The organism is Pseudomonas khorasanensis (assembly GCF_014268505.2).
GTDB classification, from domain to species: Bacteria; Pseudomonadota; Gammaproteobacteria; order Pseudomonadales; family Pseudomonadaceae; genus Aquipseudomonas; species Aquipseudomonas khorasanensis.
Genome location: NZ_JABWQP020000023.1, coordinates 1 through 16,474, shown reverse-complemented (window position 1 = coordinate 16,474; position 16,474 = coordinate 1). Strand labels below are relative to the sequence as shown.

The 16,474-nt window shown below is 60.3% G+C and carries 14 protein-coding genes and 1 pseudogene; 7 read left to right on the top strand and 8 right to left on the bottom strand.

Annotated features, from left to right (window positions below):
- Window positions 1-149: 149 nt before the first annotated feature.
- Window positions 150-503 (bottom strand): hypothetical protein, encoded by a 354-nt coding sequence (locus HU727_RS25260; protein WP_186534396.1) that lies wholly within the window; start codon window positions 501-503, stop codon window positions 150-152.
- A gap of 292 nt (window positions 504-795) precedes the next feature.
- Between HU727_RS25260 and HU727_RS25255 the strand changes: the two genes are divergently transcribed.
- Window positions 796-2,190 carry a hypothetical protein gene (locus tag HU727_RS25255; protein ID WP_186534397.1) on the top strand — a complete coding sequence of 465 codons (1,395 nt, stop codon included), beginning with the start codon at window positions 796-798 and terminating at the stop codon, window positions 2,188-2,190.
- A 480-nt stretch (window positions 2,191-2,670) separates the two neighbouring features.
- Window positions 2,671-7,566: an NAD-glutamate dehydrogenase gene (locus tag HU727_RS25250; protein ID WP_186534398.1), complete on the top strand. Its 4,896-nt coding sequence runs from the start codon at window positions 2,671-2,673 to the stop codon at window positions 7,564-7,566.
- Window positions 7,567-7,726: 160 nt separating this feature from the next.
- On the opposite strand, the gene HU727_RS25245 is transcribed toward HU727_RS25250, so the two are convergent.
- The 4 genes from HU727_RS25245 to pdxR all read right to left on the bottom strand — a co-directional run bounded on the left by HU727_RS25245 (window position 7,727) and on the right by pdxR (window position 11,057).
- Window positions 7,727-8,443 carry an ATPase gene (locus HU727_RS25245; RefSeq protein ID WP_186534399.1) on the bottom strand — a complete coding sequence of 239 codons (717 nt, stop codon included), beginning with the start codon at window positions 8,441-8,443 and terminating at the stop codon, window positions 7,727-7,729.
- A gap of 216 nt (window positions 8,444-8,659) precedes the next feature.
- The gene (locus HU727_RS25240; protein ID WP_186534400.1) at window positions 8,660-9,061 is read right to left on the bottom strand and encodes a cupin domain-containing protein; all 402 of its coding nucleotides are present in this window, start codon (window positions 9,059-9,061) and stop codon (window positions 8,660-8,662) included.
- 145 nt (window positions 9,062-9,206) lie between these two features.
- Window positions 9,207-9,500 carry a putative quinol monooxygenase gene (locus tag HU727_RS25235; protein ID WP_186534401.1) on the bottom strand — a complete coding sequence of 98 codons (294 nt, stop codon included), beginning with the start codon at window positions 9,498-9,500 and terminating at the stop codon, window positions 9,207-9,209.
- Window positions 9,501-9,623: 123 nt separating this feature from the next.
- A complete protein-coding gene (gene pdxR, locus HU727_RS25230) occupies window positions 9,624-11,057 on the bottom strand; it encodes a MocR-like pyridoxine biosynthesis transcription factor PdxR (RefSeq protein WP_186534402.1) in 1,434 nt (477 codons plus the stop codon).
- A 441-nt stretch (window positions 11,058-11,498) separates the two neighbouring features.
- On the opposite strand from pdxR, the gene HU727_RS25225 reads away from it, so the two are divergent.
- Window positions 11,499-11,939, top strand: a complete 441-nt coding sequence (locus tag HU727_RS25225) for a carboxymuconolactone decarboxylase family protein (protein WP_186534403.1) — start codon at window positions 11,499-11,501, stop codon at window positions 11,937-11,939.
- A gap of 89 nt (window positions 11,940-12,028) precedes the next feature.
- On the opposite strand, the gene HU727_RS25220 is transcribed toward HU727_RS25225, so the two are convergent.
- The gene (locus HU727_RS25220) at window positions 12,029-12,331 is read right to left on the bottom strand and encodes a hypothetical protein (RefSeq protein WP_186534404.1); all 303 of its coding nucleotides are present in this window, start codon (window positions 12,329-12,331) and stop codon (window positions 12,029-12,031) included.
- A 150-nt stretch (window positions 12,332-12,481) separates the two neighbouring features.
- Here HU727_RS25220 and HU727_RS25215 point away from each other — a divergent pair, with 150 nt between their 5' ends.
- Genes HU727_RS25215 through HU727_RS25205 form a run of 3 tightly spaced genes read left to right on the top strand, consistent with a single transcriptional unit; the run spans window position 12,482 to window position 14,723 of the window.
- Window positions 12,482-13,204 carry a secretin and TonB N-terminal domain-containing protein gene (locus tag HU727_RS25215; RefSeq protein WP_367617023.1) on the top strand — a complete coding sequence of 241 codons (723 nt, stop codon included), beginning with the start codon at window positions 12,482-12,484 and terminating at the stop codon, window positions 13,202-13,204.
- Window positions 13,201-13,752, top strand: a complete 552-nt coding sequence (locus tag HU727_RS25210) for an RNA polymerase sigma factor (RefSeq protein ID WP_186534406.1) — start codon at window positions 13,201-13,203, stop codon at window positions 13,750-13,752. Before HU727_RS25215 ends, HU727_RS25210 begins: the two co-directional genes overlap by 4 nt.
- A gap of 32 nt (window positions 13,753-13,784) precedes the next feature.
- Window positions 13,785-14,723 (top strand): FecR family protein, encoded by a 939-nt coding sequence (locus HU727_RS25205; protein WP_186534407.1) that lies wholly within the window; start codon window positions 13,785-13,787, stop codon window positions 14,721-14,723.
- Window positions 14,724-15,043: 320 nt separating this feature from the next.
- Here the strand turns inward: HU727_RS25205 and HU727_RS25200 are convergent, their stop codons facing one another.
- Together HU727_RS25200 and gspH are read right to left on the bottom strand one after the other, a co-directional pair.
- Window positions 15,044-15,652 carry a type II secretion system protein GspJ gene (locus HU727_RS25200; protein ID WP_186534408.1) on the bottom strand — a complete coding sequence of 203 codons (609 nt, stop codon included), beginning with the start codon at window positions 15,650-15,652 and terminating at the stop codon, window positions 15,044-15,046.
- Window positions 15,649-16,095, bottom strand: coding sequence for a type II secretion system minor pseudopilin GspH (gspH, locus tag HU727_RS25195; RefSeq protein WP_186534410.1), 447 nt, complete (start codon window positions 16,093-16,095; stop codon window positions 15,649-15,651). Before gspH ends, HU727_RS25200 begins: the two co-directional genes overlap by 4 nt.
- 120 nt (window positions 16,096-16,215) lie before the next feature.
- On the opposite strand from gspH, the pseudogene HU727_RS25190 reads away from it, so the two are divergent.
- Window positions 16,216-16,474: pseudogene (locus HU727_RS25190) on the top strand (type II secretion system protein N); the annotation flags it as partial.

The window sequence follows — 16,474 nt, the reverse complement described above, 5'->3', positions numbered from 1 at the left end:
ATCGGACGATCTTTTGATCTTCTGTCAGCAGGAACATTCTCGGTCGGCAGTTCCGGCCCCGTCGCGAGCAGGCTCGCTCCCACAGGGTCTGATGTACACATTCTAATGTGGGAGCGAGCCTGCTCGCGAAGGGGCCAGCCCAGGCAACATCAAATTTCGCTGATAAAGGTCCCGGTCCCATCGAGAATATTCTTCAACGTCTCCACAACCTCATCCATGTCCACCATGTCCGGGTTGAACGAGATTTCCAGCACATCATCCCCGTTCAACGCATCAGCATCCGACGCCGCAATCTCGATCTTCAGCAGATTTGAACTCAAGGTGACTTTCACCCCGTCCAGCGTCGACGGCTCGCCATCCAGGGTAATTTCCAGCTCATCCTCGTCCGGATAGCGGCTCATCAGGAACATGTCGCCCTTGTCGCTGTGGCAGCAGAGCATGGCCATGTTGTCTTCTTCGTCGTCGCACGGGTTGACGATCAGTAGGGCGGTGTTCATTTGCATGGGGAAATTCCTGGGCGGTGGCGACGTTGAGTCTGTTCAGAGGCGCGATTTTGCCAGTCTCCACAGGTTTGTGCTGCCCGCAACCTCCAAAAAGGCAAAGAAGGACACTTCCTTCACTCGTTTCCGAACATCGACAGGGAAATATCCGACGCCAGCGTAGGGCAAATGCAAAGTTCGCCAAAACTCGGTGAAGTTGCGACGTTTCGCTTGTGATGGCGACCAGTTTGCCGTTAATTTCGCCCCCTCTACGCAACGGAGTGCGCCACGACAATGAAAAAAAGGACCTCTTTCAATGCCTCAGTATTTCCAGCGCGCCGAAGAAATCCGGCATTTGTCCGATGAACAGATCGAGCAGATCTACCAGCGTTATCTCGACGGTGAAAAAACGGCCGAACTGATGGCTGAGTTTCAGATTCCCTCAACAGTTCGCAGCTTGCTCAAAGTGTTGCCGCCGATCATCAGCCCAGACCTCACCTGTCCTTACTGCGCCTTGCCGATGTGGGTACGCCGACACGCCCGCGGTACCTCGGCTTTGCTGCGCAGTCCGTACAAATGCGTGCGTTGTGAACACTTGTACAGTGCACCCGGTGCCAACAGCCGACGCACAACGTGCAGCTGCAAACAATGTTTCATGGTGCACCAGCAGCAAGTGGCAGCCCGGGCGGCGCGTGATCGTCTGGAACTGGAGGCCCGATATGGCGCGCTGTGTCCAGCCGTGCCTTATGCCAATCTGGGATTTGTACAGAAGTTGACGTTGCTCGCTTTGCTGGATGACGGCTACGGCGTAAACGTTGAATGGGTTGCGCCGCTGAATGCGCCATCCAGAGAGGAACTGCTTGCCCTGACCCATGAAGCCCGTGAGGAATTACTCAAGCGTCTCCACGAAGCCGGGGTGCTGGCGGTTTCCACGGATTCGGACATCAAGGCGTTTGATCGCACCGAAGGTTGCTGTATTCGCGAATACAGCGCTGTTCGCTGGCTGCCCAACGTCATGCTGGACGGCACGGTGCGCAGCACGCGGGAGAGTTTGTACCTGGCGCTGTATCAGGAGTTGTCGGGCAACGTAAAGGAAGCCTGGAAGAGCGAAATCTATTCGTTGATCTTCAGTCTGGCTCGCGAGGATTCGATTCAATACATCCGTGTGCTGGCCAGTGAAGTGGATTTTGCCTTCACTGCCGAAGCCCGCGCCGAAGAAGTGGTAGGTCAGTTGCTGCAGGACTTCTCGGTGAGTCAGCTGTATTACTTCGCGCGCCTGGCAGTCAGAAACGCCGCGCATTTCTATGCCACCGGCAATTCAAACGGACGCAGTCACGCCTCCAACACCATTCCGCGCAACATGCTGGGCACCGCGCAGGACGCGCTGGCGCGTAACTGGCGCAAGAACGCCCATCGCGATCCGCGGGTGCCGCAGACGGCGTTGTATCGGTTGCTTTACGACGTCGTGCTCAAGGACAGCGGCGCCGGATTCTCCAAATCGCCGGGGATGTACTGGCGCGACGAGCTGGTCCCGCAGTTCTTTTGCGCTGCAGCGTTCGACAGCGACTTGCTTGGTCATCTGCGCCTGTTCTGCCGTGAATGCGATTCGAGCAACATCGACGCGAGCATGAACAAGCAGATCCTGCAGACGATGTGTTACGACTGCGCCACTGTCAGCAAATTCAGGGCCTACGAAGAGTTGCCGGACTAACCTGCGTCAACCGCCTGCGCTGAACCGGACGCCACGCTCAAGGTCGATAACAAGGTCTTGGGCGTTTTCGTTTCCGGATATGTAGCGTCCTCATGGATCGACCTGGCACGAATGTCTCGTAAAAGCGGGGTGTCGAACCTGCGTTTTGCCTGACGCCTGCTAGTGTTGAACAAGTCAAAACCCTGCATTTACGTGCCAATGACCGAATATGTCGCAGCACCGCAAGCAGACACATTGTCGCACCCTTTAAGCTGCGCAACGGATGAGCACCCGTAAAGGCATTGCCGACCTCGCCGACAGTCGCTTTTGCAGATGCTCATTCTATGGAAGGTGAATGTGACCTGAGTGTCCCGTCCAGCTTCACCCACCTGTCACCCTGCTGCCTCTGCCCGAGAATCAGGAACAGGGTGACACCGGCCCCGAAAGGGGTGTTGCACGCGACGCTTTCCATCAATAACAAGCTTAAGCGGAGTACCACAGATGGCGTTCTTCACCGCAGCCAGCAAAGCCGACTTCCAGCACCAACTGCAAGCGGCACTGGCGCAGCACATCAGTGAACAGGCACTGCCACAAGTGGCGCTGTTCGCTGAACAATTCTTCGGCATCATTTCCCTGGACGAGCTGACTCAGCGTCGCCTCTCCGACCTCGCTGGCTGTACTCTCTCTGCGTGGCGCCTGCTTGAGCGCTTCGATCACGCGCAACCGCAAGTGCGCGTCTACAACCCCGATTACGAACGTCATGGCTGGCAGTCGACCCACACCGCGGTCGAAGTGCTGCACCATGACCTGCCGTTTCTGGTCGACTCGGTCCGCACCGAGCTGAACCGTCGCGGCTTCAGCATCCACACCCTGCAAACCACCGTGCTCAGCGTGCGTCGTGGCAGCAAGGGCGAGTTGCTGGAAGTCCTGCCGAAGGGCAGCACCGGCGAAGGCGTGCTGCATGAGTCGCTGATGTACCTGGAAATCGACCGCTGCGCCAACGCGGCCGAACTGAATGTGTTGAGCAAGGAACTGGAACAGGTTCTCGGCGAAGTCCGCGTCGCGGTCGCCGATTTCGAGCCGATGAAAGCCAAGGTCCAGGATCTGCTTACCCAGCTCGACAACAGTGCATTCGCTGTCGATGCCGACGAGAAGAACGAAGTCAAAAGCTTCCTGGAATGGCTGGTGGGCAACCACTTCACGTTCCTCGGCTACGAAGAGTTCGTGGTCACCGATCAGGCCGATGGCGGCCATATCGAATACGACCGCAGCTCCTTCCTCGGTCTGACCAAACTGCTGCGCACCGGCCTGACCTACGAAGACCTGCGCATCGAAGACTACGCCGTGGCCTACCTGCGTGAACCGACCCTGCTGTCGTTCGCCAAGGCTGCGCACCCGAGCCGTGTGCACCGTCCGGCTTACCCCGATTACGTGTCGATCCGCGAAATCGACGCCGACGGCAAAGTCATCAGGGAACACCGCTTCATGGGTCTGTACACCTCCTCGGTGTATGGCGAGAGCGTGCGGGTCATCCCGTTCATCCGCCGCAAGGTCGAAGAAATCGAGCGCCGCTCCGGCTTCCAGTCCAAGGCCCACCTGGGCAAGGAACTGGCGCAGGTTCTCGAAGTGTTGCCGCGTGATGACCTGTTCCAGACCCCGGTCGACGAACTGTTCACCACGGTGATGTCGATCGTGCAGATCCAGGAACGCAACAAGATCCGCGTGTTCCTGCGCAAAGACCCGTACGGTCGTTTCTGCTACTGCCTGGCTTATGTGCCGCGCGACATCTATTCCACCGAAGTGCGCCAGAAGATCCAGCAAGTGCTGATGGAGCGCCTCAAAGCCTCCGACTGCGAGTTCTGGACGTTCTTCTCCGAATCCGTGCTGGCCCGCGTACAGCTGATCCTGCGTGTCGATCCGAAGAACCGTCTCGACATCGACCCGTTGCTGCTGGAAAAAGAAGTGGTCCAGGCTTGCCGCAGCTGGCAGGACGACTACGCCGCGCTGACCGTTGAAAGCTTCGGCGAAGCCCACGGCACCAACGTGCTGGCCGACTTCCCGAAAGGCTTCCCGGCCGGCTACCGTGAGCGCTTCGCCGCGCATTCGGCCGTGGTCGACATGCAGCACCTGCTGAGCCTCAACGAAAAAAATCCGTTGGTGATGAGCTTCTATCAGCCGCTGGGCCAGGTGTCCGGCCAGCGCGAGCTGCACTGCAAGCTCTATCACGCCGACACGCCGCTGGCGCTGTCCGACGTGCTGCCGATCCTGGAAAACCTCGGCCTGCGCGTACTGGGTGAGTTCCCGTATCGCCTGCGTCACACCAATGGTCGCGAGTTCTGGATCCACGATTTCGCGTTCACCGCCGCCGAAGGCCTGGACCTCGACATCCAGCAACTCAACGACACCTTGCAGGACGCTTTCGTCCACATCGTCAGTGGCGATGCCGAGAATGATGCGTTCAACCGTCTGGTGCTGACCGCCGGTCTGCCATGGCGCGACGTCGCGCTGCTGCGTGCCTACGCCCGATACCTGAAGCAGATCCGTCTGGGCTTCGATCTGGGTTACATCGCCAGCACCCTGAACAACCACACCGACATCGCTCGCGAGCTGACCCGGTTGTTCAAGACCCGCTTCTATCTGGCGCGCAAACTCACTGCCGACGACCTCGACGACAAGCAACAGCGTCTGGAACAAGCGATTCTGACGGCACTGGACGATGTTCAGGTGCTCAACGAAGACCGCATCCTGCGTCGTTACCTCGACCTGATCAAAGCCACGCTGCGCACCAACTTCTACCAGACTGATGCCAACGGCCAGAACAAGTCGTACTTCAGCTTCAAGTTCAACCCGCACGCGATTCCCGAACTGCCGAAGCCAGTGCCGAAGTTTGAAATCTTCGTCTACTCGCCGCGCGTCGAAGGCGTACACCTGCGTTTCGGCAACGTTGCCCGTGGTGGCCTGCGCTGGTCCGACCGCGAGGAAGACTTCCGTACCGAAGTCCTCGGCCTGGTAAAAGCCCAGCAAGTGAAGAACTCGGTCATCGTGCCGGTGGGTGCGAAGGGCGGCTTCCTGCCGCGTCGCCTGCCACTGGGCGGCAGCCGTGACGAGATCGCGGCCGAAGGCATCGCCTGCTACCGCATCTTCATTTCGGGTTTGCTCGACATCACCGACAACCTGAAAGACGGCGCACTGGTGCCGCCGGCCAACGTCGTGCGTCATGACGACGATGACCCGTACCTGGTCGTCGCAGCGGACAAGGGCACTGCAACCTTCTCCGACATCGCCAACGGTATCGCCATCGACTACGGTTTCTGGCTGGGTGACGCGTTCGCATCCGGCGGTTCGGCCGGTTACGACCACAAGAAGATGGGCATCACCGCCAAAGGCGCGTGGGTTGGCGTACAGCGTCACTTCCGCGAGCGCGGCATCAATGTTCAGGAAGACAGCATCACCGTGGTGGGCGTCGGCGACATGGCCGGTGACGTGTTCGGTAACGGCTTGTTGATGTCGGACAAGCTGCAACTGGTTGCGGCCTTCAACCACATGCACATCTTCATCGATCCAAACCCGAACCCGGCGACCAGCTTCGTTGAGCGTCAGCGTCTTTTCGATCTGCCGCGTTCGGCCTGGACCGACTACGACACCAGCATCATGTCCGAAGGTGGCGGCATCTTCTCGCGCAGCGCGAAGAGCATTGCCATCTCGGCGCAGATGAAAGAGCGCTTCGACATCAAGGCCGACAAGCTGACCCCGACCGAACTGCTGAATGCCTTGCTCAAGGCACCGGTGGATCTGCTGTGGAACGGCGGTATCGGCACTTACGTCAAGGCCAGCACCGAAAGCCACGCCGATGTCGGCGACAAGGCCAACGACGCGCTGCGTGTCAACGGTAATGAGCTGCGCTGCAAAGTCGTGGGCGAGGGCGGTAACCTCGGCATGACCCAACTGGGTCGTGTGGAATTCGGTCTCAATGGCGGCGGTTCCAACACCGACTTCATCGACAACGCCGGCGGCGTGGACTGCTCCGACCACGAAGTAAACATCAAGATCCTGCTGAACGAAGTGGTTCAGGCCGGCGACATGACCGACAAGCAGCGCAACCAGTTGCTGGCGAGCATGACCGACGAAGTCGGTGGTCTGGTGCTGGGCAACAACTACAAGCAGACTCAGGCCCTGTCCCTGGCGGCGCGCCGTGCTTACGCGCGCATCGCTGAGTACAAGCGTCTGATGGGTGACCTGGAAGGTCGTGGCAAGCTGGACCGTGCCATCGAATTCCTGCCGACCGAAGAGCAACTGGTTGAGCGCGTCGCTGAGGGCCACGGCCTGACGCGTCCGGAACTGTCGGTGCTGATCTCCTACAGCAAGATCGACCTCAAGGAACAGCTGCTGGGTTCCCAGGTGCCGGACGACGATTACCTGACCCGCGACATGGAAACGGCGTTCCCGCCGACCCTCGTCAGCAAGTTCTCCGAAGCGATGCGTCGTCACCGTCTGAAGCGCGAAATCGTCAGCACCCAGATCGCCAACGATCTAGTCAACCACATGGGCATCACCTTCGTTCAGCGACTCAAAGAGTCGACCGGCATGAGCCCGGCGAACGTTGCAGGTGCCTATGTAATTGTTCGGGATATCTTCCACCTCCCGCACTGGTTCCGTCAGATCGAAGCGCTGGACTATCAGGTGTCCGCTGACGTTCAGCTGGAGCTGATGGACGAGCTGATGCGTCTGGGGCGTCGTGCCACGCGCTGGTTCCTGCGTGCCCGCCGCAACGAGCAGAACGCTGCCCGTGACGTCGCGCATTTTGGTCCGCACCTGAAAGAGCTGGGTCTGAAACTCGACGAACTGCTGAGTGGCGAAATCCGCGAGAGCTGGCAGGCGCGCTATCAGGCGTACGTCGAAGCCGGTGTGCCGGAACTGCTGGCGCGTATGGTGGCGGGCACTTCGCACCTGTACACGCTGCTGCCGATCATCGAGGCGGCCGACGTCACCGGCCAGAACCCGGCCGAAGTGGCCAAGGCTTACTTCGCCGTGGGCAGCGCGCTGGACGTCACCTGGTATCTGCAGCAGATCAGCGCTCTGCCGGTTGAAAACAACTGGCAGGCACTGGCCCGTGAAGCGTTCCGCGATGATGTGGACTGGCAGCAACGTGCGATCACCATCTCCGTCCTGCAACAGGGCGACGGCACCCAGGACGTGGAAACACGCCTGGCGCTGTGGATGGCGCAGCACGAAAGCATGATCGGGCGCTGGCGCGCGATGCTGGTGGAAATCCGTGCGGCAAGCGGCACGGACTACGCCATGTACGCCGTGGCCAACCGTGAGCTGCTGGACTTGGCCCTGAGCGGCCAGGCGGTGGTTGCACCGGCTGCTGCAACGGCCGAGCTTGAACTGGCCTGAGTAGTGGTTGAATGAAAAGCCCCGGCATCGTGAGATGCCGGGGCTTTTTTATGTCTGAGGGTTTTGTGATGCCTGTTCTGGCGCCTTCGCGAGCAGGCTCGCTCCCACAGCTGATCGCATTCCAAATGTGGGAGCGAGCCTGCTCGCGAAAGGTCCTTTGCTATCGATACAAATCCTGAACCTGCTGACTGTCCAGCATCGACACTTTCTCCACAGGTCTCGCCACCAGATTACCCAATGATCGATCAAACTCTCGCAACGCCTGAACCTGCACATCCTCCTGCTGATTGATATCCGCAACAATCTCCTCCGACCGCTTGAAGTCCGCCCAGACTGGTGTCAGCTCCCGTGCCTCTGAACCCTTTGCCGTACCGATGTAGTTCAACTGCGCATCGTAGAAATCAGCACTGACCTCGGCGCGGATATCCGAGCTGCGTGAGGTGATCAATTGGCTATGAGTATCGACGATCGCCACCACATCCGGTTTGGCAGCGCGCAGGCTTTGCATGTCGGGATACACCGTCACGGAGCCGAACTGGCGCTGCAGCGAAGCGTTGACCCACTCCACCGCTCGATCCGGGCTGGAGCTGGCGACGTAAGCGTCGTGAATCGGCTGCACCAGCAGACTCTGGCCGAAACCGGTGCCGGCGTTGGCTTGATAGTCGCGCAAGTATTGGCGATTGGCCTGGGTGCTCGGGCTGTAAATCACGCCCAGCGATACGTCGGGGCCGCTGTTGACCTGGGTAGCGTTGCTGCGACCGGTCGGGTGGGGCAGCAACGTGTCGAGTGATGAAACGGCGTTTGGGGCAGTTGGAACAGAGCAGGCACAGAGCATTAAAACCGAGATCGCCAACAGGGCGGGGCGCGCAGGTTTCATGGTGTTTCTCCCGTGAAACAACGTCTGTCGATGAGTGTTTAACCGCCGAGGGTTCGGCAGTTATTCAGCCTAAACCTGCCAGGCTGAGCGGTGGCTGAATAAAGTTCGCAGTGTTAGTTTTATTGGCTTTAACCGGGCTCAGCTAATGCCACGGTGCAATAAAAAAGGCGCAATTTCCGGGTTTGCGCCTTTTGTTTATGGCTGCTGGCTCAGCCATCAGTTTTCCAACGGGATCAACACTTCCTCATCCGGTGCCAGCACCATGAACACCAGCAACTTCGCCGGCTGGGACTGGCTGGCGTTCTTCGATACCAGATGCTCGGAACCGGCCGGCTCGTACCAAAACTGGCCCTTTTTGTAAGTAATCGCCTGTTCGCCTTTGACCTGGGAAGTCACTTCGCCTTCCAGCACGTACGCCATCGCGGTGCCTTCGTGTTTGTGGGCGATGGACGACTGGCCAGGCTTGTAATCGACTTCGATCATCATGGCTTTCTTGCCAGGGGCGTTTTTCAGCAGTTGTTCCTGCAGGACGGTGATTTTCTCGGACGGACCGTGGGCCATTGCTGTGGCGCAGAAGCTCAGGGCGAGGGTGGCAGCGAGGAAGGACAGGGTTTTCATGGCGGGTTACCTGTGATGGTTGGGGGTGTGATCACAGTAGGACGCAATGTGGCGCGTTCAAACGGCCAATATTCGGGAAGATGGGGTGACCAATCTTTGTCAAAAGCAAAGATCGCAGCCTTCGGACGATCTTTTGATCTTGCTTTTAAACGATAGGGAAGCTGTTGAAATCCACGCTATTGGCCAACCGGCTATCAATCAGATCGATAAACCCCTGCGCCTCGGGCCGGTTGAAATGCGCCTGCATTGCCGCTTCCGACTGCCAACGCGCGCTGACGGTCCAGCGGTGGCTGTCTTCGGGGCAGCGGTCGACCAGGTAGGAATCGCAGCCCGGGGTTTCGCGCAGGGTATCGACGATTTTCTGCAGTTGCCTGCCCAACTCTTCCGAGCGGCCCGCGGCAGCCTTTACCTGTACCGTGTTGATCACTTCGCTGGACATTGCTCACACTCCTGAATCAGGCCGGACGAATCCTGCTCATTGAGGGATAACGCCTGTGCAGAATAGGCCTGAGCAGGTCAATCACCAATAACCAATCGGCAGTAAAAACGTTATACCAACGGCTCATGACATCTGTTCGAGGATGTCACGCAGGCGATCAAGAGCGATGTCGATGTCCAGGGTTTCGATGGCTCCAAAACCGAAGAACAGGCCTTCTCTTGCAGGCTGCTGATAATAGAAACCGCTGATCGCGTACAGACCGACTTCAACCTTTCTCGCCAGCTCGATGACCAGCGGCAAATCGATCGGCACCTTGCAGAACACTGCCATATGAAATCCCGCGCTGGCCGGGACGGCTTCGAGCCATGGCGCGAGGTCAGTGGCCATGCGCGCCAGAATCCGCTCTCGCCGCTGGGCGTAGATCGTGTGGCAGCGACGGATATGCTTGAGCAGACAGCCCTCGGCGATGAATTTGGCCAGCGCCCATTGCGGCAGTGTCGAGGCATGCAGATCGGTGAGCTGTCGGGCGCGGATCACGGCCTCGAGAATCGCTGGCGGCAGGATCGTATAGCCCAGGCGCAACTCCGGCAGCAGAGTTTTCGAAAAGGTGCCGACGTAGGCCACCGTTCCGCGCTGATCGAGGTTGTACAGCGAATCCGTGGGCCGGCCCTCGTAGCGGAATTCGCTGTCGTAGTCGTCCTCAATGATGATCGCGCCCAGTTCGTAGGCACGAGCAAGCAAGGCTTCGCGGCGCGCCTGACTCATCGCCATGCCCAGCGGAAACTGGTGCGATGGCGTTACATAGATCAGGCGCGTGCCCTCGGGAATGAGCTCGACCTGAATGCCTTCGGCATCCACCGGCACACCAACCACCTCGGCGCCGTGAGTGCCGAACAGCAAGCGCGCGGGTGGATAGCCGGGGTCTTCCATCGCCACCAGATTGCCCGGGCGGATCAGCACGCGGGTGATCAGGTCCAGCGCCTGTTGCGCGCCGTTGCACACCACAATGTCTTCGTCCTGGCAGTTGATGCCACGGGAAAACGCGATGTGCCGGGCGATCGCATTGCGCAGCGCCGGCAAACCCTCGGCGACACTGTAGAAACCTTTCGACTGAGCCATCTGCCGCATGGCGTGAGCGACGCAGCGCCGCCAGTCGTCATGGGGAAATTGGCCTTTGCTGGTAGCGCCGCCAATAAAGTCGTAGCGCAGCGAACCTTCCAGGGTCGGGTGACGCAGGAATACCGGCAGAGTTCGCCAGCTCTCGATCACGTCGGCGCTCGCCAGTTCGGTGTGGCTTTGCTTGCGCTGGATCTGCGCGGGGCGTGCGTTTACGTAAGTGCCTTTGCCAACCACTCCGGTGAGGAAGTCCTCATAGGTCAGTTGCGCATAGGTGTCAGAGATGGTCTTGCGCGAAATACCGAGTTGCTCGGCGAGCAAGCGGCTGGGCGGCAGCTGCGTGCCAGCGGCCAGGCGTCCGGTTTCAATGGCGGCGCGCAGTTGCCGATACAACTGGCCGGCGAGATCCTTGCGGCCGTTGATCACGACGTGAAGTTCCATACCGACGAGGCTCCCGAGGCTGTTTGGCGTGCCCGCCAGATTACCGCTGTTGTGCATTGGGCAGTAGTTGCGTGGAGTAAAAACCGCAAATTGGCCTAAATCTTTGTGGGAGCGAGCCTGCTCGCGAAGGCGGTGTGTCATTGAACAGATTCGCTGTCTGACACCCCGCTATCGCTGGCAAGCCAGCTCCCACAGTTTTTGTGCAGGCGTCGATAGCCGGATACGACGCAAACCCTTGTGGGAGCTGGCTTGCCAGCGATGGCGGTGGGGCAGTGGGTGAATTTTGTCTGGCACACTGTTTTCGCGAGCAGGCTCGCTTCCACAGGAGAACGGTGCAAGGCCCAGATTATTGGTGCGCAGGTTTTCCGTGGAATTGGGGCTGTAACACAGCCCGCATAGCCCTTACCGTGAACCCATCATTCCGCCCCCGAGACCTGCGTCATGTCCCTGCGTCTGGATTACTACAACGCGTCGCCCAAAGCGATGAAAGCGATGATCGCCATGGAGGCGTTGACCAGCCATTTGAGTATCGAGGCGCCGCTGCTGCAACTGATCAGAATCCGCGCCTCGCAGCTCAATGGCTGCGCGTTCTGCACCGACATGCACTCGGTGGATGCGCGGCGAGCCGGGGAGAGCGATCGGCGCCTTTACGCGATCGCGGTGTGGCGCGACAGCAACTTCTTCAACCCCCGTGAGCGCGCGGCGCTGGCCTGGGCCGAGGCGGTAACGCTGTTGTCCGAAAGCCATGTGCCGGATGACGTTTACCAGCAGGCGCGCGAGCAGTTCGATGAAGGCGAACTGGTTGACCTGACGGTAGCGGTCAGCACCATCAACAGCTGGAACCGCCTGGCCGTGAGCTTCCGCCAAACTCCAAGCGACTGAACACCGCCGCCCCTGTGGTGAGGGAGCAACCCTCGCCACAAATGGCAGTGTCAGCACGATCGGGGGTTGAGCACCACAACGTGTGGGTTTCAGTTTGGGGGGCGCTGCGGTTTCACGGACGTGCCAAACGTATTGCCCATGCGCGTGCTGGTCGCAGCCGGCGTCGCGAGCCCCAGCTGATTGGGCGGTCGTTTGTGCACCGGCACATTCATCGCTTCCATGTTCTTCTGCGCCGCTGCCGCGCCTTCAGGATTGTTGCCCATCTGCTGGCTCAGGCAATCGTAATTCGGCGCCTTGTAACCGCCGACCGTGACCTCGACGCAGCCCAGCGGCTCCTCGGCTTGCGCCGCACTCGCCGTCATCAGCAAGACCCAGATCCACCGTGTTTTCATGTCCGCCTCCTGGCCTGCCCGAATGGGCCGCTCTGACGTTTGAGTCTAGTGCAAGCGCGGTGCAAATCCCGTGATGGTTTTTTTGCACCGACCGTCATACCAGAGTCATAAATGCCCCGCAGGATAGCGATTTTCAGGGGTACGCCAGTCGTGCAGCGAGGCAGTTCGCGGATCAGTCTTCAGCGCTCGGCGACGCTTGTGCGTCGCGTCGGCCTGGGGTGGCTGCTCGGTCTGCTGGGCAGTGCTGCCACGGCTGACCCCGCGCCGGCGCCTATGCGTATGACCTTGCACATCCCGGCGCAGGAACTGGCGCGGGCGCTGGATCAATACAGCCGCGCGACAGGCGTCGCGGTGCTGGTCGACAGCCAGTTGAGCCGTGGCCGACGCTCCCTCGCCGTGGACGGTGAATACACCGCCGCCGACGCCTTGCGCCATCTGCTCGGCGGCACCGGGTTGATGGCGCGCTATGCCCGCGCCGATGCGTTCACCTTGCAAGCGGCGCAGGTGGAAGATCTGCCAGTGCCGACGGACAAACCATCGCCGGCCAGCGTCGCCGTCAATCGCAGTTACGCGACGGCGGTACAAGCGGCGATCGAGCGCAAGCTGTGCCGTTCGCCGCTGACCCGTCCGGGCAGTTATCGCGCGGTGCTGCAAGTGTGGGTCGGGCGCGACGGCGTGGTGCAGCACAACCGGTTGGTGACTTCGACCGGCGATACACGGCGCGATAACGCGCTGGTGGACAGTTTTCGCAACCTCACAATCGATCGGCCGACGCCCAGCGCCTTGCGCCAGCCGGTCACGCTGCTGTTGTTACCGGAGTCGTCAGGAAAACGCATGGAATGCACCAAGTGGGAAGGAGTTTCCGGGGGATGAAAGACGCCGGACAAAGTTCGATGGGCCAGTTGTTCCTCAGCTCATACGAAGATTTTCGCGTGCGCCTGCGCAGGCGTCTTGGCTCCGAGGACCTGGCCAACGACGTGCTGCACGAAACCTGGCTGCGGGTCGATCGCATGGAGACCCCGCCGAATCTGCTCAAGCCCAACGCCTACCTCTATCGCATGGCCCTGAACATCGCCGCCGATCGCCGTCAGGCCGATGCGCGCCTGCTCACCGGCACCGAGGTCGAAGAACTGCTGCAACTGGGCGACGAAGCCCTCGATCCCGCGCGCGTTGTCGGTGGGCAAAAAGAGATGCAGGCACTGCTCAACGCTTTGTATGAGCTGCCAGCACGGCGTCGGCGGATCTTTATCGCGGCGCGGCTGGAGGAGGCGCCGCATCTGGAAATCTCCCAGCGTTTCGGCATTTCCACACGCATGGTCGAGAAGGAAATCAAAGCCGCGCTGGGCTTCTGCGCCGCCAAACTGGAAAGAAAAGTGTTTCAGCGGTTCGGTCGCGGGGCCGGAAAACCGTCTAGCGAATAGTGACCCGATTAATCCGTTGAGAATTAGCGCGTTTGAACATCTTTCGACTGAAACCCGCCGAACCCTCGGCCGACGAGTCCCTGCACAGCGAAGCCCACGACTGGCTGATCCTGCTGACCTCGGGCCGCGCCACCGTCGCCGACGCCCGCGCCCTGCGCGAATGGTGCGCGCAGAGTGGCGACCATGCCCGGGCGTTCGAAGAGACCAAGCTGTTGTGGCATCGGCTGCAACCGGCCGCCGAAGCCGTGCAGGGCCGCCGCACCTTCGGTCGACGGGCATTTCTCGGCGGTGCCATTGCCGCATCTTCGGCATTCTTGCTGGTGCGCGGCACGATTCCCGGCGGGTTCGAAGGATTGGGCGCCGACTACATCACCGAAGTCGGACAGCAGCGACGGGTTGAACCGACGCAAGGCCTCAGCCTGGAACTGAACACCCAGACCCGCATCAACCAGCGCACCGTCGATAACGGCGTGCAGGGTTTTGAACTGGTCAGCGGCGAAGTCGAAGTGCAAACCGCACGCCTGCCGCTGGCGATGCAGGCCGGAGCAGGGTGGTTACGTGCCAGTCAGGCGCGTTTCAACCTGCGCAACACGGATCAACAAGTCTGCGTGACCTGCCTCGATGGCACAGTCGAAGTCGACATCGAAGGCCGCAACCTGCGCCTCGAAGCGGGCCAGCAAGTCACCTATGACGCACGGCAAATCGGCAACGTGCAAACCGTCGACACCGCCGCCGTGATGAACTGGCGCCAGCAGGTACTGGTGTTCAACGGCGCAACCCTCAGCCAGATGATCGAGGAAATCAACCGCTACCGCCCCGGCATGCTCCTGCTGCTCAACCGCGAACTCGGCCAACGCCGCGTCCAGGCCCGTTTCAACCTCGACCAACTCGCCGGCGTCGCCTTGCTGATCCGCGACGCCTACGGCATCAAATGCACCGAACTGCCCGGCGGCGTCGTAGTGCTCAGCTAACCAAAGCCCAGCGCAATCCAAATGTAGGAGCTGCCGAAGGCTGCGATCTTTTGATCTTGCTCTTGCTTTCTGTGGGAGCGAGCTTGCTCGCGAAAGCGGTTGCCCAACTGGCCAATATCTCCCGGTCGCACTCGATCCCTGTGGGAGCTGGCTTGCCAGCGATGACGGCCTACCAGCCAACCAACCTGCAACTGACCGCCCCCAACCCAATTGTGGGAGCGAGCCTGCTCGCGAAAGCGGTCTACCAGAGGCAACAACATTGACTGACCCACCGCGTTCGCGAGCAGGCTCGCTCCCACATTTGCTTGGTGACTGCCAAATTATTGCAACAACCCAATCACCTGCCGATACCGCTCAACCCCCTGCGGCGTCTGCCGATTCAACCGAATCTCCAACCCCAACGGATCCTCCCGCCGATTCCCGTTCAACTGCCGCCAGCCTTTATCGATCTCCCAAACCCGCACCTGCACATCACTCACCTCACTCAAGACCGCAACCCCATTCCCAGGCGCCGGCAACGGATACCGACTCCGCGCCTCAGCCACCGCCCGATACAACGTGTCGCCCTTGACCCACCAGCGCACCCGCTGCAACGCCCCCGGCTGATCAACAGCCGTGCGAATAATGTCCAGACGAAACCCCTTGCTATCACTGCTACGCACCGTCACCGCAGCCGGCGCGCTGGGCGCTTCATCATCAACCCCAACCTTCTTCGGCTCGCTCAACTCCACCCCCGCGCGCATGTCCAGATCACGCTGCAACTGATTCAACACCCGCAACAACCCATCGCTCTGCTCACTGCTCGCCTGCAAATGACTGTCTGCCCGCGTCACACTGTCCAGCCCGCGCCAGGCAATCAGACTCACCACCGCCATCAGCAGAATCGCGACCATCACCTCAATCAGAGTGAACCCTTGCTGAGTCTTCATTGAATACTGATCCGCCCACTGCCATCGCGCAGCACACTCAGCCGATTGGCCCCATCAGACAAAATCAGCCGCAACGGCGGATTGATCCACTCGGCATTCAGCACCACCGCCTGCCGAGGCTCCACACGCACCTCCACCTTCGTGCTCTGCCACGCACGCGGGCGCAACTGCGCATCCTCCTTGAACGACTCAAACCCCACGCCATCATCCCCACGCCGACCAAAGCGAAACCCCTTGGCATCCGCCACCCACACAATCGGCCGCCCATCCGCGCGAGCCTCGGCTTGCGCCACCTGCAACAACTGCGCAACCCGCTCGGCATCCTTGCGCAACAACTGCAACGGATCAGGCTTGATACTCAAACTGATCGCCGCACTGGCAATCCCGATGATCACCAGCACCACCATCAACTCGATCAACGTAAAACCCTGCTGCCTGCTCATCATCCGCGCGCTCCTTGGCGTCCCACCCCATCGTGCCCGGCGAACATTTAAGGCATGTGAAATAAAACGGAGAGAATTGCCGCGTAGGCTGGCAACAGGGACAACAAGGAGCGACAACCCATGAAACTCACCGCACGGATTACCCCAGCGCAAACCGTCCAGGCCCTGGCCCTGCTCGCCGCCCTGGTTGGCGTCGCGACATGGTCGTCGCTGCTGCTGACCACGGCGGAATCGCACACACCCGCAGCCACCCCGCAAGTGCTGGCGGCGAGGAGCGATAGCCCGGCGTTGCAGTGGTTCTCAAATGAGACCGCGCCGGTGGATATCAAGGTGAGCGGGGTGATCGCGGGCGGGAGCGGGACGGTGGCGATATTGAGTT